Origin of the sequence: Paludisphaera sp. (genome assembly GCF_037189885.1) — a bacterium.
Taxonomy (GTDB): domain Bacteria; phylum Planctomycetota; class Planctomycetia; order Isosphaerales; family Isosphaeraceae; genus Paludisphaera.
Genome location: NZ_JBBCIR010000109.1, coordinates 18,668 through 36,022, shown reverse-complemented (window position 1 = coordinate 36,022; position 17,355 = coordinate 18,668). Strand labels below are relative to the sequence as shown.

The window sequence follows — 17,355 nt, the reverse complement described above, 5'->3', positions numbered from 1 at the left end:
TTAACGCGGCCGGCGAGCCCTACGAGTCCGGCGTGGTGATTCCCCTGTCCACGCCGATCGCCGTCGTCTCCCGGCTGGCCCGCGAGTTCGACGAGGCGTGGCTCGACGTCTACAAGGGCCGCATCAACTCCGTCCCGTGGATGGGCTTCCCGGCCGGCTCCGTCCTCTGCAAGGACATCACGGCCGACCTCCAGTGGCTGGACGACGTCGGCGGCTACGGGTGGGCCGTCGAATACCAGTTCGCGTTCAAGCCGCCCATCTCGGTGGACGACGGCGGCGACGACGTCCTCATCCGCCCCGGCTGGTCGGCGGTCCTGCTCAACGCGGGGCTCCGCGAGAAGGTGGGCGGCCAGCTCAAGGCCATCATGGTCGACAACGCCCCCGTCTCGTCGCCCTACGCCCTCAAGGCCGACGGGGCCAGGCTCGGGCCCAGCGACGACCCCGTGTACGACGTGTACGACGTGTACCCGGAGGTCGACTTCGCGGGGCTCGGCCTGCCGACGGACCTGTTCAGCCGGGGGACGCCCGAACCCCCTCCCGAGGAGGCTTGACCGTGGCCCACGCCCGTTTCTCGGCCCGCGCCGGACAGCGCATCAAGACGGCGGTCCAGCGGATCGAGGGGCTCCCCGTCGCCGACGCGTCCGGCCGCGCGTCGGCCCGCCCCGCCTACAACCCCGGCAACCAGCGGGCGCGGGTGACGGTCGCGATCCCGTCCGGGACCTGGGACGTCCCCAGCTCGACCGGCAAGGTCCGGCTGCGGTTCAAGGACACGGCCGGGGCCTGGGTCGACGGGCCCGAGGTCCAGTGCTTCAACGACATGACCATGCCCGCCCCGCTGCCGGTCAACCGCGTGGTCAAGGTGTCGTGGATCGCCGGGGATTACTGGCTCGTCTCCGCGTCATGCAGCTGAGGGCCGGCCGATGCTCTTCGATCCATGCCCGGGGTGCGGGTGCGAGACGACGCCGGCGGGCAAGTGCGTCTCGATCCAGGTGTTCTTCTGCGCGACCGGGATCGGGTTCGGCGGCAACGCCGCCAAGGCGGGCGTGCCCGTCGAACTCTACACGAATTCGACGCGGTCCGTCCTGCTGGACTCGGGGGTCACGGACGCGACGGGGCGGGCCACGCTCTGCGCCCCCGCGACGGGGACGTATTACGGATGGGTGCCTCCCTACGACGTCTCGACGGGCGGCGGGCATTCGCTGACGTTCGGGTCGGCGACGACGGCCGCCGGGCTCTACGTCATGACCTCGACGATCGACCCGGCCTGGCTCTGCGCCGCCAGCAACGCGACGTGCGCCGGCGACCCGATCCGCGTCCTGCCGCGCGTCCTGACGCTGACCGACCGTTTCGGGACGTGGACGCAAGTCAGCCCGACGACCAAGACCTTTTATTGCGTCGGGGAGGCCGAGTCGGTCTTCAAGCTGGTCCCGGACCCCAACCCGTCCGGGGTCAAGTGCGTCCGAGTCGACGGCGGCCAGACGTACCGATACCGCTACGACTACCAGATCAACGCCAACGGGACCGTCTCCGTGCAAAGGTGGTTTGATTCCAAGGTCGAGTCGGGGGTCTTCTACCCTTCGGATTGCACCGACAACCCGGGGCACGCTTCCGACGGGGCGCTCGCGTATTCTTCGTGCCGCGGACTCTTCGCGTCGGGCGCGTTGGCGACGGTTTCCGGCTACGACCCCGTCGGCGGGACTGTGGTGTTGAGCATATGAGCATCCGCGAGTTCTTTGCGAGCAAGCTCGACGACCCCGACCCCGTCGTGAGGGCCCATGCTCGGCATAGGCTGGCCGCGATGGAATCGGGCGAGCCCCCCGCCCACCCCGCGCCCAACCCCCACATGACCCTCCTAAAGCTGGCCCGCGAGTGCCCCCACGCCGGCCCGTGGTCCGAGGGCTGCGGCTGCGCGCGGCGGTGCGCGAGGCTGGATCGCGACGTGGTCATGGTCGAGTGCCTCGAATGCGTGAAGGCCGACGGCCGGCCCGTTGGCGGCTGACGACCGACGACCGACGCGACCGTCTCGCCCCATCGCCCCGGCCTCGGCCGGGGTTTTTTCATGCGCCGAGGAAATCCGGGATGGGGCTTGACGTGAGCGTGCTGTGAGTGTACTATCTGGTTGTGGGGACGAGGGACGGAGGGACGCCTAAAGGGGGACGAGACGATGACGACCGCGACCATCAGCCCGCTGCGAGCCATCAACGCCGAGACCGACCGCGAGGCCTTCATCGCCGCCGCCGTCGCCGCCGCCCGGGAGATGACCCGGGCGACCCGGACCATCTACCGGCCGGACATCGCCCACCGCTACCGGGTGGTGGCCGACGTGCTGGTGGAGTACACCGGGGTGGAGGACGGCGAGGAGTACGAGGACACCAAGCACGTCCCGGCCTCGCGGCTGGAGCCGACCGACAAGGCCATCGCCGTCCGGTTCCGCGACACGGACGGGGGCGAGAGCGACGACCTGTGGGACCTGGAGGAGGTCGAGGAGCACAAGGCCGACTGCCTCGCCTGGGTCGCCCGGCTGGCCGGGTGAGGCGACGCGGGGGCCGTCGGATGGTCCGGCGGCCCGATCGGGGGAGGGGAGGGGGCTCCGATGCCGGACGAGGCCAAGAAGGCGAAGCAGGACCGCTACGCGGGGCGGGTGAACAAGCTGCGGACGGTGGGGCTGTCCGACGCCCACCTGGAGATGCTGAAGGCGATCGAGGCGGCCCGGCCCGGCCTCTCCGGCGTCTCGGCGACCGTCCGGGCCCTGGTCGAGGAGGAGCACGCGCGGCTGGCGGCGGCCGCGCCCCCCAAGGTCCACGTCGTCAAGTCGCCCGGCGGCTGGACCGTGGCGCGCCACTCGCCAGGCGGCGGGCTGGAGCTGCTGTCCGAGCACAAGACCAGGAAGGCGGCGGAGACGGCGGCGAAGGCCGTAGATCCCTCCTCCCCGCCCCCGCCCAACGTCTGATAACGGTCCTTATGTTTGCATATGATTTCACGTCGATACAATCGGCGTGAAACGCATCGGCGTCGGACGCTGGCTGCTTGCGCCGCTGAAAGTTTACGACGTCAGGTCGTTGGACCACCAGCGACCGCGTCGTCGATCGGCTGGTTTGAGGTTGGAAAAACTCGCGAGATATTGAGCTTGTTGGCGATTGCGCTTCCGAGGGTCTCTCCCACTGATTCGATGCAAGGCTGGATAAAACCCGCCAGAACGAATCCGACGACGGCCAGGATTCCAGCCCAGGCGAGGGCAAGATAAGATCCCTCGTCGGACTCTTCAGGAGCTTCGCTTTGCATCATCCCCAACGCTACCTTTTTGGCCTCTTCCCAGTAAGGCAATGAGTCCTCCGGACTGAGATGCCCTTGGATCTTCATTAGGGCTTCAAACCGATTTGCAGGCGATTGAATCTGCTCAATGAATCCTTCGAGTACACCCTTCCAATCTTCGTAATTAGGTACTCGTCCTTGAGCGTATATTGGGGCGTAGCGGAGATTTTGCAGGAAGCAGTGACTCAAGACTTGCTCGCGTTTCGCCGGGTCTGGGATGACGTTCACAAACTCTATCGCTTCCTTGAAATCCTCTGGGTGAAATACCAGCATGTTTGGATTGTTAGACCGTTCGCTTGCCTTCAGATGGATCTCATTCATGACAACCTGTTGAGCGACTGAATTGAGATCCTGTGCTGATGGTTTGTTCGGATCGTAGTCCACTCGCATGCCAATCGGCACCGTGGACCTCTCTGGGACGCCGCTCAGGCCGGACGTCGACGCCTCGGGATTCAGTATCATCGCGGCATAGTAAAGAGCAACGCCAGTCACAGCTCCTAGCATCGCGCCCAGTGCGCCCCTTAACAAGAGTCTGGCCATGCTATTCTCCGGATGAGCGTTGTTCGCTTGAGATACGCTTAGGCAGCGTCAGCCACTTCGCCGATCTCCGCCTCCAGATTCGCGACGGCGTCTCGTAATGCCGCCAGCGCCTCAATGGGGACGACCCCAGCCTTGCGGCTGATCTCGATGCGGTACGAGCCTACCTTGAACACCCGGGCCGTCGGAAGCTTCTTCCCCGCCTTTTTCGCCGGCCCCCTGCTCCGCGTCTGCTTCGCCACGTCGGCGCGCGTGAGCCCCTGCTCCACCGCCGCCGTCGCGAGCCGGATCTGGTCGGCCGGGTCCTCCAGCTTCGAAATCTCGTAGGCGGTCGACTGCGGCAGGTCTCCGCTGTCGACCCGACCCTGGACCGACTCGGGGAGGCTGAGCAGGGACAACGCCTTGATCACGGACGCCTTGGAGATGGACAGCTTGCCGGCCAGTTGATCGGCCGACAGGCCCTCGCAGTCCATGAGGGACCGAAACGCCCTGGCCTGCTCCACCGGCGCGAGGTCTTCGCGCAGGCAGTTCTCGACGAGCTGGAGCGACAGCTTCTCGGCGTCGGACAGGGGCGCGTCCCGGACCACGCAGGCCAGCGACTTCATCCCGGCCTCCCGCGCCGCCCGCCACCGGCGTTCGCCCATCAGGACCACGAACTTCTCCGCCGTCGCGTCCCACCGCACCTGGATGGGCTGGAGTTGGCCTTTCTCCCTCAGCGACTCGGCCAGTCGCGAGAGGGCGTCCGGGTCGAAGTCCTTGCGGGGCTGGTCCGGGTCGGGGACGATCCGGTCGACGTCGATCGACCACACGTTCTTCGCCCGCTCCCGCCCCACCTGGTCGGCGGGGATCGCCCTCGGGCTGACGCCGCCGGCCGCCCCGGGCCTCCGGTTCAGGCCGATCGAGTCGTCCAGGTTGGCCGCCAGGCTCGCCATCATGTCGGCCTTGTTCACGCCGCCACCTCCTTCCCTTCCACGGCCTGTCCGTGCGTCCCGGCGATCCGGGCCAGCAGCTCGTCCGCGACGGCCCTGGTCGCCTTCGCCGCCGCGCCCTTCGGCTTGTACTGGTGGATCAGCTTCCTGGCGGCGATGGCCTCGGGGAACTCCGGCAGCTCGGGGAACCTCGCGTCGAAGACCAGCGGGCCGTAGGCCGACCTCAGCCGCTCCTCGTAGGCGCGGTGGAGCGCCCGTCGCGGCTGCACCATGGTCAGCAGGTATCCCAGAAGGTCGACCCCGTACCCTTCCGCCCGGACCGCGTCGAGCGAGTTGAGCACCTTCGCGATGCCCTGGCTGCCGTAGTCCTCGGGCTGGACGGGGACGACGATCCAGTCCGACGCGGCGAGCGCGGCGAAGCTGCACCCGTACAGGTTCGGGGGGCAGTCGATCAGGACCATGTCGAAGTCCTCGCGGACCTCGCCCAGGAACTCCCGGATCGTCTCGCGGGCCTCGCGCGGCGACTCAAGCGGCCGGGAGTCGTTGTACCACCCGGCGGCGTCCGCCCCGGGGAGCAGCGACAGCCCCGGCACCCCGGTCTCGTGGATGACCATCGAGGGGGACGGCATGTCGCCGGCCAGCACGCTGGAGATGGTCTGCCTCGGGTCGAGTTCCATGGTCCCGGACGGGCCCCACCAGCCCTGCGTGAGCGAGGCTTGGGGGTCCGCGTCGACCGCCAGGATTCGGAGCCCGTGGCCGAGCGCCAACGCGCCCGAAAGGTGGTGCGTCGAGCTGGTCTTTCCGACGCCCCCTTTCAGATTCAAGAGAGTCACGACCTGCATGCGGAAAGCTCCCGGAGCGGGGCCGGTTCACCGTGAACCGCGCGCTTCGCCCACGGTCGTTTTCGGCGGAAGCGCCCCCGGGCGTCGCGGGTTTTCCGGGAACCCGGTTCACCGTGAACCGGACCTCCGGAAAGACCCTCACCCCCCCTACCCTGGCGGCCCCGGTTCACCGTGAACCGCGCGCACGGCGGCGGGTCGTCGCGGCCTTTTTGCTCCTCGGGAATGATGAGCAGCTCGCGGCGGCGCGGTCGTTGTCCCGCCCACTATCACCCCCGCCTGGCGTGTCTCCTCCGCAGTTCGGCGAGCTGGCGAGCGAGTTTCTTCGGGCCCACCCGCCGACGCCCCACGTCCTCGCTACGGAGGCGTTCGCCCAGCGCCTTGACCATCCGGCCGACTTCCGCCGTGAACGCGACGGGGGGCACGCTGGGGACGTCATGAATCATGATGGGGCGCGGCGGGGCACCATCCGGCGGGGTGGCACCGCCCGTGTTGTCAAGATTGACAAAACGGGGGCCCGAGCCAGCGGCGTCCCCCGTGTTCCAACTATCTGGAAAACGGGGATCGGGGCCCGCGACGGGGGCGGCGTTTTGCGAATTCGCAAAAGCCGGCGGCGGCGGCATCGGCTCGCCCCGACGCCCGGCCTGGATGCAGGCCCGCAAGTAGGCCGCCGCTTCGGGGCCGCTGGCAACCCGAGAGGCCGCGTCTTCAGCCCCCCCGAGAGAGGAACGGGCCGCGTCTGGAATGTCGTTCTGGATGGGGCTCTGAATACTGGCCGAGCGGGAATGAGCCACCCCCGGGGCCGACGGCGAGCCACCCGGCGGGCGGGACTGAGCCACGGCCGTCTGTCCACCGTCTCGGGAGTGAGCCACCCCCGGGGCGAAGGGGACGACCCCCGAGCGGACGCGGCCACCGGCGACGAGATCCCGCCTGGCGAGGCCGGCGGCTTCCAGCTCGGAGAGGAGCCGCTTCACCGTCGCGGGCGAGCGGCCGATCATCGCCCCGAGCGACCGATTGGTGTAGGTGCAGGAGCCCTTCCGCCGGGCCGCGTCGAGGAGCGCGGCGTGGAGGAGCTTCGCGGACTGGCTGATCTCGCGGGACGCGGACGTCGCGCAAGGCAGGGCCCGGAACTGGAAGGCGATCCGGGGCGGTGGTGGAGGCGCAGACTTTTCAAGTGGGGGCTTGACACCCCCGGCGCGCACAGCGATCATGGGCTTCTCACCTTGAAGCTTCTTCGAGCCCGCTGGTGCGGCTAACACCGGCGGGCTCTTTCCATATCACGAATTCCGCTCCATGGTGCGGCTAACACCAAGGGCGGCCCATCATCCCGCGCCCCGCCCCAGCTTACCAGTGGGGACCGCGCCGCATGCGCGCATTCCGGACCACCCGTCGGGTCGTCCGGCGGGGGAGGGGAGGGCCTGCTCTAGAAGATCCTTGGGCAGGCCCGCGAGCCGCTCATCATTTCCGAGGAGCTGGCGGGGGCGACCCGTTCACTTCTCGACGGGTTGGAGCCGTCGCGTCCAGATGCCGGGGTCGGCGTCGACCTCGTCCAGGAACCGGGCCGCGATCGTCGGGACGGGCCGCGTCCCCTGCTCCCACGAGCGGACGGTCTGGACGCTGACGCCCAGGAACTTCGCCAGGAGCGGCTGGCTCGCCTTGAGCCTCGCCCGCATCGCCTTGACCTCGTCGGGCCCGTAGGCGCGCGGCTCCAGGTCGACCCGCGCCGTCCGCACGGTGTACTTGTCGATGGACCCCCCGGCCTTGAGGTCGGCGATGACGGAATCCATCCCGTCGAGCATCTCCCGGACCTCCGGGGAGATTTCCTCGGGGTCGCGCCTCTTCTTCATCGTCGTCTCCCTTCTTCCAGGGTCGCCAGGGTCGCCAGGAATTCCGCCACGCGGCCCGCCAGGGCGTCGCGCTCCGCCTTCGTCAGGTTGTCGGCGATCGTCTTGCTCAGGACGGCCCACAGGGCGATCCGCCCGACGGCCGGGACGTTGAGGTACAGGACCCGATAGGAGCCGCTCTTGCCCCGGCCGGAGCCCGGCGCGGCGAAGCGGATCTTGCGGAGCCCGTTCGTCCCCCGGATCACGTCCCCGGCCGCCGGGTCCTTCAGGATCGTGTTCTGGAGGACGTGCAGGTCGGGGTCGGTGAGGCCCAGGCCGGCCCATCGCGACAGGAACGGCGGGATCTCCATGAAGATCGGCGACGGCTCGCGCGGGAGCCTCAGCGACCGGAGGGCCTTCAGGTGGTCGTCGCTGTAGTCGCCCTTCATCGCCCGCCCCCGTCGCTTCTCGCCCTTCGTCCATCTCACGCCGTGATAGTATCACGCCGTGATACCATGGTCAATGGGGGAGTCGAAAAAACGTGCCGCGCCGTGGCATGGAAACGCGAACGCCCCGGCGACCTCGCGGGGAGGCGGCCGGGGCGGGGCGGGGATGGTCTAGACGGGGCGGGCTGGGCGGTCAGCCCCGCAGGTCGTCGAGGATCTCGCGCACGCGCTGGGGGGTCGGGATGCCGTGGACCTCGATCTCCACGTCGCCCTGGCCCGACGACGAGACGCCGACGGAGCCGACGCCGAAGAGTCGCTGCAACGCGGTCTGATCGACCCGGACGTTGCGGATGTCCGCGACCCTCACCTCGTTCAGCCGGCGGCTGAGGATGCCCCGCTTGAGGCTGATGCGCTTCCTCGTGATGACGAGCCGCGTGGCGCGGCAGTCGAGCCACCACTTGAGGAAGGCCAGCATCGCCAGCGGCGAGGCGACGAGCGAGAGGATGAAGTAGCCGAAGGCGGCGGTGTTCTCGGTCCCCTTCGCGAGGAGCACCAGCAGCATCACGACCGGGCTGACGATGAGGCCGGCACCGAGGATGAACTGGACCGGCCGATTCCGGAACATTGACGGGCTGGCCGAGTACAGCGTCTCGTCGGCGGGCGCGCCAGGCAACGGGTCGGAGAAGTCGTCCGCCGCCGGCTTGGGAGGGGGCGGGGGGAAGTCGGGCTCCGCGCGGCGCGCGGGCGCCGGGATGGCGACGGCCTCCCCGCACGCCTTGCACTTGCCCTTGCGGCCCGCGTATTCATCGGGGGCGGTGATGGTCTTGCCGCATCGACAAGCAACCTGGATCGGCACGTTGGATCTCCTCGTTGGTGGGCGACCCTCCAGACCGTACCGCGCGGCCGGTGCGCGTGCAACCATGGTTGCCTAGGATGGTCGACAGGGGACCGCCGCGCCCTCCCGCGGGTGGAACTGGACCACCGGGCAATCCGGGGCGCCGCCCGGGGCGACATAGATGGACCGGCCGCCCTGGTATTCGAGGTAGACGGGCTCGAATTCAGCCGGCGGGTCGGATTCGTCCCGGAACATGGCCGAGCGTTCCAGGAGCACCAGCCGGGCGGCTTCGCGCTCGATGCGGTCGAGCTCGCCCCGCCAACGGGTCGCGCGGGCCGGGCGATACTCCTCCGGCGTGTCGCCGTCGGGGTCGATCGCGGCCCGCAGGCCCTCGCGGGCCTTCCGCCATTCGTCGCCCAGCCAGGCCAGGGCGCGGGCCGTCTGGGCGTCGGGCTCGTCCCGACCCAGGACGGGGGTCGCCTCCATGCCGTTCTCGTCGAGCGGCGGCACGCCGACCCCGAACATCCGCCCGATGCGATTGGTCATCGTCCTGGCTCCGGTCGACGGGGGAGGGGGCTGGCGCTCACAGTCCGTTGAAGCCCACGGCGAAGTCCACGGCCTCCGACGCCTTCCGCAGGGCGGTCCTCAATTCCCTCGCGTCGCCGCCGGCGCGGCGGCCGTAGCGGTCGAACGCGTCCAGGGCGATCGAGGCCACGGTGTACTTCATGCCCAGCGGGGGCATGTTCCGGGCGAACCAGCGGTCGATGATGGTCCGCTCCCTCGCCTCGATCGGGGCGGAGGCGTAGGCGTCGGCCTCCTCCTCCGGGCCGGACTGATCGTCGAGGGTCGCGTCGAATCGGGTTCGCCACAGCGCTTCCCGCTCCGCGTCGGCGCTCGATTCGTAGCCGATCGCGGAACGAAAGGCGTCGAGGGCGCAGCCGGTCGTCTCGACGAGCGATTCGATGGACCCGACGAACTTGGCGGAATCCGCGCCGGCCGCCCGGACGATTCGATCCATCAGGCGGCGGGACAGCCGGACCCAGGTCATCGACAAGAGCCGCCAGTCCTGGAGCTGGTCGTCGGTCATCACGCGCAGGATGGCGTCGTGCGCCCCGACCCAGTAGGGCAGGTTGCGGGCTTCGAAGAGGTTCCGCATGCCACGGATCAGGTCGTTGACCGTCAGCGTCGGGTCGATGGCGAGCATCTCGGGCAAGACGCCGTCGGGAGAGAGCGTGACGCGGACGTCGGTGGTGACGTCCAGGACCACCCGCTGGCGGATCATTTCGCGGGCCAGGTGCATGTCGCCGAGCTGGATCATTCGGGCTCCCCCGTCGGCTTGGCGCCCCCCTTCGTCCGCTTCTCCAGGCCCCGGAGCAGGTCGAGGTAATCGCGGTCGATCACGTCGGCGGCGATCCTGAGCAGGTACTCGCCGATGGTGATGCCCCGATCCGTCGCCACGGCGCGCGCCTTCGCGGCGTAGCCCGGATCGATGCGGACCATCTTCCCCGGACCCTCGGGCTTGGGCGGTCGGCCCATCCCCTTCTTCTTCGCCATCACGGGAGCCTCTAGAGTCGCTGGCACGGTGGGAACCTCCCGGAGAGTCTATCAGAAAGTGGGATGGCGACGGCAGCGAATCATAGACCATGCGTCAACTGCCGTCAATCAGAAACCGATGTCGCTAAGTTTGTGCAGACGAGTGTTGACTGTCGACGGAAAGTCGGTAGTATCACCTCGTCGGCGCGTGACGGAGCAACGTCCCTCCACATGAACCCGTGATGAAGCAACGAGACGCCGCGTCCCGGCGACGCGAGATTGAAAACCCCTCATCCAAGCGGTTAGAGATTGCCTAGTGGTCCAACGTACAGTAGATTTCGGAGGGCGGTCGGGCGGCCCGGCCCCCGCCGGCTTCAACCCAGGAGGCGAATCGATGTCGAGCGCGGCGACGATCGGCGACGTTGTGGTCGAGGAGGCGGGGGGCATGTACTACCTTGCCTTCGAGGGGGCGTCCCCGCCCGCCGGCGTCGGCGGCTTCCGCTCGCTGGCCGCCGCGAAGGACCAGGCGCGGGCCGTCTGGAACCTGCGGCTCCTCGACAAGCTGAAGGACGAGGCGGGGAGGATGTCCCTCGCCAGCGAATCCACGACGGACCGCCTTCTCAAGGCCCTGGACGGGCTGACGAATCCCGGAGACCTGCGCCATGAGCACCGCCCCCGACGAAAACATCGTGGTCTTCACCAGCGACCGGCAAACGATCACCTTTGACAACCACAAGGACCGCCAGGCGGCCGTTCGGCTCGTCGACGGGGCCAACGGGCTGATCAAGCGGATCGCCGCCGGCGGGGACGATGAGGCGACGATGAAAGCCGCCGCCGAGTTGGGCCTGGAGATCGAGGCCGAGATGGCGCGCCTGATGGATCGCCTGACGGCGTACCACGCGGAGTACGGCGAGCCCCCGCCGATGCCCGCTTATCAGCGGGTCGTGATCGGCGAATCGCTGGCCACTTACAACGGCCTCAAGGAGACCGTGGAAGAACTGGCCGCCGCCATGCGGTCGACGGGACGCAAGTCGGTCGACATCCGCGATCGCCTGAACTGACCGTGAAATGCGAAGGGCCGATCGGATGGTTCAGATCCGACCGGCCCGGTTGATCCCCCCGAGCTTCGCACCCTGGAGAATCTACCGATCATGGTACGCAATTCGGCCGTCGCCGCCAACTATTCTCGGAATCCCGCCCCGATGCCTCCCCCCGACGACCTGATCGGGCGGGAGCTGGTGGCGTCCAGGACGGAGAACCTGCCCTCCCTCCTCGCGAACCACCCGCCCTATCGCGCCTGGGACGTCTACGGCGACCCGGCCACGCCCGGCGTGGTCCTGCTGGCGAGCCCCAGGGCCGCGAGCGTCTGAGACAACTCCCCACGTCCGAGGCGGGCCGCTCGCGGCGCGGGCTGCGCCCGGGGTCCGCCTCGCGGGATCTCATCAGGGTGGAGTATCAGGAGGGTTCGAGACATGGGCGCCATCGCCTATTACACGAGGCCGAGCGACTTCGATGAACTGGTGGACGCCATCCGGGCGTTCCTGCTGGTCGACCTGAGGTTGGAAATCGTGGGCGACAACACGCTGACCGAGGAGAAGCATCCGCACCATAGGTTCTCCCTCGACGCCTGCGGGGCGGCCACGATCTCCGTCACCGACGGCGACGCGCAGGTCAACGTGCTGTCCGACGACGAGATCGAATTGCTGGACCTGGTCCGCGACGCGGGCACCAGGCGGCGCGTGGTGACGGCTCGCGAAGCCGTGGCGCTCATCCGGACGACGGCGGCCCGCGCCGGTAAGGCGGTGGCCAATGGCTAAGGCCGAAATCCGCGAGCTGGACCACGTCCTGACGTTCCAGACGAGGGCGGGCGTCCCCATGCCCGAGTGCGGCCGCCTGGGGGTCCGCGTGAAGGTGCTCCCCTCTAGCGAGCTGAAGAAATTCCGGGCCCGCGAGCGCGCCTGGTCGAGCATGGCCCTGGACGACGGGAGCATGCTGGCCGTGTCGCTGGTCGAAGGGCACTTCGACGAGGAGACCCGGCTGGAGAAGATCCCCGACCCGATCGACTGCATCGGGGTCGACGAGGCCGAGGACCCGTCGTGGACGGCCGACGCCCGCGAGTTCCGGGACAAGCTCCTGGCGTTCCTGGAGACGCTTCCCAGGACGTCGTGGCTGGAGCTGCGGGTGGGGGGAAACGGCACCGGCGCGTTCACCATCGGCTACGGCGAGGCCGGCCTGATGCTGGCCATCGGCCGCGATCCCGGGGCCTACTGAGGAGGAGGGGACGATGCAGGTGATCGCGAAGTATCGCAGGCCCCGGGACTGCCGGAGCTTCCTCAAGGCGTTCCGCTTCTGGCTGCTCGATCAGTTCGACTGCGGCCTCAACGAAGACGGCCCCGGCCGGGGCGGCGGCGTCGAGTTCGACCTGGACTTCGACACGGGCCACGCGGTCTACGTCGTCGTCGCGGGCAGCAAGCCGGCCGCCCTGGAGGCCATGTTGACGCCGGCCCAGCTCAAGGCCGTGATGGCCCTGACGCCGGCCGCGCGAAAGGGGGCGATCGATGCCTAAGCCGACGAAGGCCAAGGCCGCCGGTCGGACGCCCTTGGAGTCACTGGCCCGCGCGGCGCTCGACTACCGGCGGTCGGTCCTGGACGCGGCGGAGGAGCTGGGCCCGTCGCCTTCCAAGCAGGAGAGGGACGCGGCCTGGCGTCGCCTCTCGCTGGCCGATGACCTGCTGCACCGGGTCGTCCTGGCGGCCCGCGACGGCGGGGCCTGGTCCAACCTGAGCGGGGCCGCCGCCCTGGTTATCGACGGGACGCTGGTCGTCGCGGACGGCGACGACGAGTGCGACGAGGGGCTGCAAATCCACGTCGTCGAGCCGGACGAGGTCACGCCGATCGCGTGACCCCGCGAAAGGGTGGGTGGAAACCATGCAAGATTTCTCGCAATCGGACCAATTTCCCCCGCGAGCGACCACAGTCGACGAAGGCTTGGTCGCCGCCGCGTCGCCATGCTGATCGGGCGTTGATACTGCGCGCCTGTACGCGCAACTACGATCACCATACTAGGGTTACGACGCGAAGTGGGGTTTTCATCGATCAATCTCGTGCTATACTTGGATCGACACCCGCTCGACATTCGTCCATTGCGGCGGCGGTCGACGCGATCGGCACCAAGGAGGACACATCGATGCTGATTCGGGAGGTCGCGGAGTTGCTGAACCGGTCGGTCGGTTCGATCAGGCTGTATTGCCGTTACGAGGGCTTGCCCCATCGTCGGGAGGGCCGCGCCGGAGTCCTGGCGTTCGACCGCGACGAGGTCCTGGCGTGGGCGGAACGGCCCGCCGTGAAGTCGATGCTCTCCTTCGGCGACGCGGCGCGGGCGGGGCGGAAGGCCGCGTCCATCGGGGCCGGCGGGGAGGTGGCCCGTGGCTGAAGAGATCACCCATCGTCAACTCTCGACCATCCTCGACAGCATGACGGACGGGGTGCGGTCGGGAGTGGGGGGCGACGACTACAGGGCGATGGCGGCCGAATACGCCTTCAAGACTCGCGGCCTGGTGGCGGAGGGGCGAGCTTTCGTCGCCAGGATGGCCGACGACCACCGACAACTCGAAGCCGGCACCCGCGAGCTGAAGGCGGAGGCCCTCGTCGAGGACGCGACCACCGGCGACCCCGGGCAACTCGCCAGGGCTACCAGGCTCGAAGCCTCGCTGAGGGCGTGGGAGTCCACCATCCTGCGCCAGGCTGCCGACGTGCTCGAACTCGATTCGGCCCTGGTGAAGCTCGAGAACGCCCTGGCGGTTGGGGGTGCGGAGTGACCGGCGCGCCATCCCGGATCGCGGACATCCAGAAGGCCGTCGACGAGGCCCTGCGCTCCGATTGGTGGAGAGGGGAGGGCCGCGACGGGGCCTGTACGGACGTCATCGCGCTGGCCAAGGTTGAGCCAGGGCACCCCGGCCGCTGGGTCGGCGTCGAGCTGTACGTCGAGCTACATCGCGACGGCAAGATCGTCCAGCATCGCGAGGCCGACAACTACGACCCGTCGAGGAGCCCCGAGTCCATCGCCGACGCGGTCCGGGCGAGGGCGCTCGACGTCCTCCAGGCCGACATGCTCTATCCCGACCTCCCGATCTTCGAGGCGGTCGGCAGGCGTCGCGCGGATCTCATCTTCGGCTGGCTCGTTGGGGAGGTGGAATGATGGCGAGGCGAGCGAGCGCGACGGCCCGGCTCGGGTTCGACGTCTCCCAGGCGTTCGGCTGACAGGCATCCCAGGTCCAGGCGAGGGCTCGCGATGTTCGTGACGAGGCGACACGACAGGGACGCCGGGACCATCCGTCTCGGGCTTGCCGAGGCATACCGGAAGAGGGTCCGGTTCCACTTCAGGGAGCTGCTCGACCTCGGGACGCACTCATACCCGGGCGCGGTCGACGACCACCGGCGAGACGTCGAGACGGCCGCCGCGCTCTTCCCCGAACACCGCCACGTCTTCCCGAAGGACGATCGGACGGGTCGACTCACCATCGACATGGGAAGTCGCTTCATCCCCATGCCGGCCTGGATGGCGATCGCTCGGGCGGTCAACGAACGCCAGGACGTGCGGGACGCGCTCCGCCGGTGGGAAGAATCCATCGGCGAGCTGTTCGGAGACTGGAGGGACCGCCCGGCGATGGACCTTCGGTCCGCGTGGCGGGACTACCACGCCGGGGCGAGCGGCATCCCCCGTCCCTGGCGCGACGCCGCCGACGCGATCTACTACGCCCGCAACATGCCGCGCTGGCTGATCGTCAAGCCGGACTCGCTGAAGACCCTCGGACTCAAGGGGGACGCGACCGCCGAGGACGTGAAGGCCGCATATCGTCGGCTCGCGAGGGAGAACCACCCCGATCGCGGCGGCGACGTCGCCAGCATGGCCCGGATCAACGAGGCGTATGAGCAAGCCATGAAGACGGTCCGCCGCGCGTAGGGGCACGCCTGCCCCTTGCGGGCCGGAGACGACAGGCACCTTGGAGACCTTCGACGATGGACGGCAAACAACCCGTGCCGAGCGAGGACGAGTTCGGCTGCTACTGGGTTTCGACCTGGAACTGGAGCGGCCCCGGCAAGACCTATAACCGGGCCCGGGACATGGTCGAACGGCTCGGCCTGCCGAGGATGCCCGGCTATTGGGCCGATTACACCATCCTGCTCCTGAAGGTCATGGACGCCGAGGCCAAGGGCGGCCCCAACGCGGCCGACCCGGTCGAGGCGAGGGCCGAGAGATATCGCCGGACCTTCTGCCTGCCCTACCAGTGGAAGGACGACTTCTGGCTCGACATCATCTGCCGACTCATCGCGGCGTGTCGGCCCGCGCTCGCGAACTGAAATCCACGAACCGCCCCGGCTGACGGCCGGGGCGCGTCCATGCCCCATGCATACCACCTTCGACGCGACATCAAGGAATCGATCACATGACCAACCCGGAGCTGGGTAGGCTGCTGGCCTCGCTGCGTCGCTTCTCCAGGGCGGCGGTGCCGATGGAGGCGGCCCTCGCCGGTCTATCAGAGCCGGACGCCGGCCCGGACGCCGAGGGCGAGTACGAGGCGGCGAAGCAAGCCCTCGCGCAGGCCTACAGTCGAATCGTCGGCGGCATACCGGGCGGGCAGCTGGAGAACCTCGTCGATACCGGGGCCGGCGGCATCCTGGCGAGCGCGGCCTATGTGGCCGAGGGCGTCCACGCCGCCGCCTGGCAACGCGAGCTTGGGTTCTTTCGGAAGTTCGTCGACAGCTTCCGCAGGTCCATCAGCCTGTTCGTCGCGACGATCGGCGAGGTTTCGGTCGTCCCCCCGCTGCCGCGCGACCGCGAGGCCCTGCGGGCGATCGTCGACGAGACCGGCCGCTATGCGGACGCGGCCACGCGATTCCGGGCGGTCCGACTGGCGATCCTTGAGTTGTCGCGGACGCCAGGCGCCCAGGAAGAGTGCGACGCCGCCTGTGAACACCTCGATTCGATCCGCAACGGCAGGCCGAGGTCGGAGGTGTATCCCGAGATCATGGGTCGCTATCCGTCTTTCGATGCATTGAACGCGACACGCGAGGAGCTAGACCAGGTGCGGCCGCTCGTCAAACGGGCGGTGGAGGGCCTAGCCGTGTCGCGCGAATACCTCTACGACGACGACCTGCCCCAGCACCCGTCCGAATGGGCCGCCGCGCTCCAGGCCGGGGGCGATGCGTTCGACAAACTCATCGCGAAGATCGTCGAGCTGAACCAGGACGCGCGAGAAGCGTTGCGCGGGCTGGACGACCCGGGACTCGACGAGCCGTTCGACCCGGCCGTCCCGGCCACGAAGCCGCTCCCCGCCGACCGGGCCCTCCTGAGGCAGATGCTCGACGAGCTCACCGCCCACCTGAAGGGCGTGATCCCGGTCCGGGAAGCCTACGCGCAGCGAAAGAGGTTGCAGAGGTCCCCGGAAGTGCGGCAGGCGCTCGGCCTCGTCGCGGATGGCCTGCGACGCACGGTCAAGGGCGACGTCCCCCTGGTCAGTCTGGAACGCATCGAGGCGAGCTGCCCGGAACTCAAGAAGATCCTGGAGCTGAGCGCGTTCATCGACGCCTACTTCAAGGACCATCAGGTCCGGAACCCGCTGGTCCTGTCGGGCCCCTACCTCGAGACGCCCAGGAACCGAAGGCAGTTGAGGGCGCTGCTGAACGAGATGGGTCCGGACGGCGACTTCGGGGCGACGCTCATCAAACCGTGCGCGTCCTTGCACCGGAAGATCATGGACGAGCTGGCGAAGCCGGCCGAGGACATTCCGGAGACTGCCGCGATCGACGCGCCAATATTCGACGCGCTGCGCCGAGAGAACGGCCCATTGACCACCGGGAAGCTGCTGTCCGCCATGAACGCGGTCGCCGAACCGGGCAAGCGGTTCCCCATGTCGACGCTCAAGAAACGACTCGCCGACCTCGTCAAGTTGGGCCGCCTGACCAACAAGCCGGACGCCCCGGGTCGCGGATACTACCTCGCGGAGTGGCAGACTGGTTCATGAACCAGTTTAGAGCGGTTCATGTACCATGTTCCACGCGCATCTGCCCATGACTTCACGGTTTAAGGCCGTAGTATTG

At 68.6% G+C, this 17,355-nt stretch carries 28 protein-coding genes; 19 read left to right on the top strand and 9 right to left on the bottom strand.

Going from position 1 to position 17,355, the window contains the following annotated elements; all coding sequences use genetic code 11:
* The 6 genes from WG209_RS24335 to WG209_RS24310 all read left to right on the top strand — a co-directional run.
* On the top strand, positions 1-551 hold a 551-nt coding region (locus tag WG209_RS24335; protein ID WP_337177709.1), incomplete at its 5' end, for a hypothetical protein.
* Positions 552-553: 2 nt separating this feature from the next.
* Positions 554-910, top strand: a complete 357-nt coding sequence (locus WG209_RS24330; protein WP_337177708.1) for a hypothetical protein — start codon at positions 554-556, stop codon at positions 908-910.
* A 10-nt stretch (positions 911-920) separates the two neighbouring features.
* Positions 921-1,718: a hypothetical protein gene (locus WG209_RS24325; RefSeq protein WP_337177707.1), complete on the top strand. Its 798-nt coding sequence runs from the start codon at positions 921-923 to the stop codon at positions 1,716-1,718.
* Complete coding sequence (locus WG209_RS24320) at positions 1,715-1,999, top strand: hypothetical protein (RefSeq protein WP_337177706.1); 285 nt, start codon at positions 1,715-1,717, stop codon at positions 1,997-1,999. Before WG209_RS24325 ends, WG209_RS24320 begins: the two co-directional genes overlap by 4 nt.
* 165 nt (positions 2,000-2,164) lie before the next feature.
* A complete protein-coding gene (locus WG209_RS24315) occupies positions 2,165-2,533 on the top strand; it encodes a hypothetical protein (protein WP_337177705.1) in 369 nt (122 codons plus the stop codon).
* 60 nt (positions 2,534-2,593) lie between these two features.
* Positions 2,594-2,950 (top strand): hypothetical protein, encoded by a 357-nt coding sequence (locus WG209_RS24310; protein WP_337177704.1) that lies wholly within the window; start codon positions 2,594-2,596, stop codon positions 2,948-2,950.
* Between the two features lie 101 nt (positions 2,951-3,051).
* On the opposite strand, the gene WG209_RS24305 is transcribed toward WG209_RS24310, so the two are convergent.
* The 9 genes from WG209_RS24305 to WG209_RS24265 form a co-directional block, all read right to left on the bottom strand.
* Positions 3,052-3,852 (bottom strand): hypothetical protein, encoded by an 801-nt coding sequence (locus WG209_RS24305; protein WP_337177703.1) that lies wholly within the window; start codon positions 3,850-3,852, stop codon positions 3,052-3,054.
* Between the two features lie 38 nt (positions 3,853-3,890).
* The gene (locus tag WG209_RS24300) at positions 3,891-4,799 is read right to left on the bottom strand and encodes a ParB/RepB/Spo0J family partition protein (RefSeq protein WP_337177702.1); all 909 of its coding nucleotides are present in this window, start codon (positions 4,797-4,799) and stop codon (positions 3,891-3,893) included.
* A complete protein-coding gene (locus tag WG209_RS24295; RefSeq protein ID WP_337177701.1) occupies positions 4,796-5,620 on the bottom strand; it encodes a ParA family protein in 825 nt (274 codons plus the stop codon). Before WG209_RS24295 ends, WG209_RS24300 begins: the two co-directional genes overlap by 4 nt.
* 1,487 nt (positions 5,621-7,107) lie before the next feature.
* A complete protein-coding gene (locus WG209_RS24290) occupies positions 7,108-7,464 on the bottom strand; it encodes a transcriptional regulator (protein WP_337177700.1) in 357 nt (118 codons plus the stop codon).
* A complete protein-coding gene (locus WG209_RS24285; protein WP_337177699.1) occupies positions 7,461-7,928 on the bottom strand; it encodes a hypothetical protein in 468 nt (155 codons plus the stop codon). Before WG209_RS24285 ends, WG209_RS24290 begins: the two co-directional genes overlap by 4 nt.
* Positions 7,929-8,079: 151 nt before the next feature.
* On the bottom strand, positions 8,080-8,742 hold the full coding sequence (locus WG209_RS24280) for a PH domain-containing protein (RefSeq protein ID WP_337177698.1): 663 nt from the start codon (positions 8,740-8,742) through the stop codon (positions 8,080-8,082).
* Positions 8,743-8,814: 72 nt separating this feature from the next.
* Complete coding sequence (locus WG209_RS24275) at positions 8,815-9,267, bottom strand: hypothetical protein (protein ID WP_337177697.1); 453 nt, start codon at positions 9,265-9,267, stop codon at positions 8,815-8,817.
* A gap of 37 nt (positions 9,268-9,304) precedes the next feature.
* Positions 9,305-10,039: a hypothetical protein gene (locus tag WG209_RS24270; RefSeq protein ID WP_337177696.1), complete on the bottom strand. Its 735-nt coding sequence runs from the start codon at positions 10,037-10,039 to the stop codon at positions 9,305-9,307.
* Positions 10,036-10,302, bottom strand: coding sequence for a hypothetical protein (locus WG209_RS24265; protein WP_337177695.1), 267 nt, complete (start codon positions 10,300-10,302; stop codon positions 10,036-10,038). The genes WG209_RS24270 and WG209_RS24265 overlap by 4 nt, the downstream gene beginning before the upstream one ends.
* Positions 10,303-10,648: 346 nt before the next feature.
* Between WG209_RS24265 and WG209_RS24260 the strand changes: the two genes are divergently transcribed.
* The 13 genes from WG209_RS24260 (at position 10,649) to WG209_RS24200 (ending at position 17,279) form a co-directional block, all read left to right on the top strand.
* A complete protein-coding gene (locus WG209_RS24260; protein WP_337177694.1) occupies positions 10,649-10,981 on the top strand; it encodes a hypothetical protein in 333 nt (110 codons plus the stop codon).
* Entirely contained in the window at positions 10,917-11,315 is a 399-nt protein-coding gene (locus tag WG209_RS24255) for a hypothetical protein (RefSeq protein ID WP_337177693.1), read from the top strand. Before WG209_RS24260 ends, WG209_RS24255 begins: the two co-directional genes overlap by 65 nt.
* Before the next feature lie 90 nt (positions 11,316-11,405).
* On the top strand, positions 11,406-11,624 hold the full coding sequence (locus tag WG209_RS24250; RefSeq protein ID WP_337177692.1) for a hypothetical protein: 219 nt from the start codon (positions 11,406-11,408) through the stop codon (positions 11,622-11,624).
* 102 nt (positions 11,625-11,726) lie between these two features.
* Positions 11,727-12,071 carry a hypothetical protein gene (locus WG209_RS24245; protein WP_337177691.1) on the top strand — a complete coding sequence of 115 codons (345 nt, stop codon included), beginning with the start codon at positions 11,727-11,729 and terminating at the stop codon, positions 12,069-12,071.
* Positions 12,064-12,525, top strand: coding sequence for a hypothetical protein (locus WG209_RS24240; protein ID WP_337177690.1), 462 nt, complete (start codon positions 12,064-12,066; stop codon positions 12,523-12,525). The genes WG209_RS24245 and WG209_RS24240 overlap by 8 nt, the downstream gene beginning before the upstream one ends.
* A 13-nt stretch (positions 12,526-12,538) precedes the next feature.
* The gene (locus WG209_RS24235; RefSeq protein ID WP_337177689.1) at positions 12,539-12,820 is read left to right on the top strand and encodes a hypothetical protein; all 282 of its coding nucleotides are present in this window, start codon (positions 12,539-12,541) and stop codon (positions 12,818-12,820) included.
* Positions 12,813-13,157 carry a hypothetical protein gene (locus WG209_RS24230; protein WP_337177688.1) on the top strand — a complete coding sequence of 115 codons (345 nt, stop codon included), beginning with the start codon at positions 12,813-12,815 and terminating at the stop codon, positions 13,155-13,157. Before WG209_RS24235 ends, WG209_RS24230 begins: the two co-directional genes overlap by 8 nt.
* Before the next feature lie 284 nt (positions 13,158-13,441).
* A complete protein-coding gene (locus WG209_RS24225; RefSeq protein WP_337177687.1) occupies positions 13,442-13,687 on the top strand; it encodes a helix-turn-helix domain-containing protein in 246 nt (81 codons plus the stop codon).
* Positions 13,680-14,072, top strand: coding sequence for a hypothetical protein (locus WG209_RS24220; RefSeq protein WP_337177686.1), 393 nt, complete (start codon positions 13,680-13,682; stop codon positions 14,070-14,072). The genes WG209_RS24225 and WG209_RS24220 overlap by 8 nt, the downstream gene beginning before the upstream one ends.
* The gene (locus WG209_RS24215) at positions 14,069-14,452 is read left to right on the top strand and encodes a hypothetical protein (protein ID WP_337177685.1); all 384 of its coding nucleotides are present in this window, start codon (positions 14,069-14,071) and stop codon (positions 14,450-14,452) included. Before WG209_RS24220 ends, WG209_RS24215 begins: the two co-directional genes overlap by 4 nt.
* Positions 14,453-14,545: 93 nt before the next feature.
* On the top strand, positions 14,546-15,217 hold the full coding sequence (locus WG209_RS24210; protein WP_337177684.1) for a J domain-containing protein: 672 nt from the start codon (positions 14,546-14,548) through the stop codon (positions 15,215-15,217).
* 56 nt (positions 15,218-15,273) lie between these two features.
* On the top strand, positions 15,274-15,615 hold the full coding sequence (locus WG209_RS24205; protein WP_337177683.1) for a hypothetical protein: 342 nt from the start codon (positions 15,274-15,276) through the stop codon (positions 15,613-15,615).
* A gap of 152 nt (positions 15,616-15,767) precedes the next feature.
* Positions 15,768-17,279, top strand: a complete 1,512-nt coding sequence (locus WG209_RS24200) for a hypothetical protein (protein WP_337177682.1) — start codon at positions 15,768-15,770, stop codon at positions 17,277-17,279.
* Positions 17,280-17,355 lie beyond the last annotated feature (76 nt).

Coding starts and splice junctions, on each gene's coding strand:
- WG209_RS24325 (WP_337177707.1), top strand. CDS start 921: ATGCTCTTCGATCCATGCCCGGGGTGCGGGTGCGAGACGACGCCGGCG.
- WG209_RS24320 (WP_337177706.1), top strand. CDS start 1,715: ATGAGCATCCGCGAGTTCTTTGCGAGCAAGCTCGACGACCCCGACCCC.
- WG209_RS24315 (WP_337177705.1), top strand. CDS start 2,165: ATGACGACCGCGACCATCAGCCCGCTGCGAGCCATCAACGCCGAGACC.
- WG209_RS24310 (WP_337177704.1), top strand. CDS start 2,594: ATGCCGGACGAGGCCAAGAAGGCGAAGCAGGACCGCTACGCGGGGCGG.
- WG209_RS24305 (WP_337177703.1), bottom strand. CDS start 3,852: ATGGCCAGACTCTTGTTAAGGGGCGCACTGGGCGCGATGCTAGGAGCT.
- WG209_RS24295 (WP_337177701.1), bottom strand. CDS start 5,620: ATGCAGGTCGTGACTCTCTTGAATCTGAAAGGGGGCGTCGGAAAGACC.
- WG209_RS24290 (WP_337177700.1), bottom strand. CDS start 7,464: ATGAAGAAGAGGCGCGACCCCGAGGAAATCTCCCCGGAGGTCCGGGAG.
- WG209_RS24275 (WP_337177697.1), bottom strand. CDS start 9,267: ATGACCAATCGCATCGGGCGGATGTTCGGGGTCGGCGTGCCGCCGCTC.
- WG209_RS24270 (WP_337177696.1), bottom strand. CDS start 10,039: ATGATCCAGCTCGGCGACATGCACCTGGCCCGCGAAATGATCCGCCAG.
- WG209_RS24260 (WP_337177694.1), top strand. CDS start 10,649: ATGTCGAGCGCGGCGACGATCGGCGACGTTGTGGTCGAGGAGGCGGGG.
- WG209_RS24255 (WP_337177693.1), top strand. CDS start 10,917: ATGAGCACCGCCCCCGACGAAAACATCGTGGTCTTCACCAGCGACCGG.
- WG209_RS24250 (WP_337177692.1), top strand. CDS start 11,406: ATGGTACGCAATTCGGCCGTCGCCGCCAACTATTCTCGGAATCCCGCC.
- WG209_RS24245 (WP_337177691.1), top strand. CDS start 11,727: ATGGGCGCCATCGCCTATTACACGAGGCCGAGCGACTTCGATGAACTG.
- WG209_RS24240 (WP_337177690.1), top strand. CDS start 12,064: ATGGCTAAGGCCGAAATCCGCGAGCTGGACCACGTCCTGACGTTCCAG.
- WG209_RS24235 (WP_337177689.1), top strand. CDS start 12,539: ATGCAGGTGATCGCGAAGTATCGCAGGCCCCGGGACTGCCGGAGCTTC.
- WG209_RS24230 (WP_337177688.1), top strand. CDS start 12,813: ATGCCTAAGCCGACGAAGGCCAAGGCCGCCGGTCGGACGCCCTTGGAG.
- WG209_RS24225 (WP_337177687.1), top strand. CDS start 13,442: ATGCTGATTCGGGAGGTCGCGGAGTTGCTGAACCGGTCGGTCGGTTCG.
- WG209_RS24210 (WP_337177684.1), top strand. CDS start 14,546: ATGTTCGTGACGAGGCGACACGACAGGGACGCCGGGACCATCCGTCTC.
- WG209_RS24205 (WP_337177683.1), top strand. CDS start 15,274: ATGGACGGCAAACAACCCGTGCCGAGCGAGGACGAGTTCGGCTGCTAC.
- WG209_RS24200 (WP_337177682.1), top strand. CDS start 15,768: ATGGAGGCGGCCCTCGCCGGTCTATCAGAGCCGGACGCCGGCCCGGAC.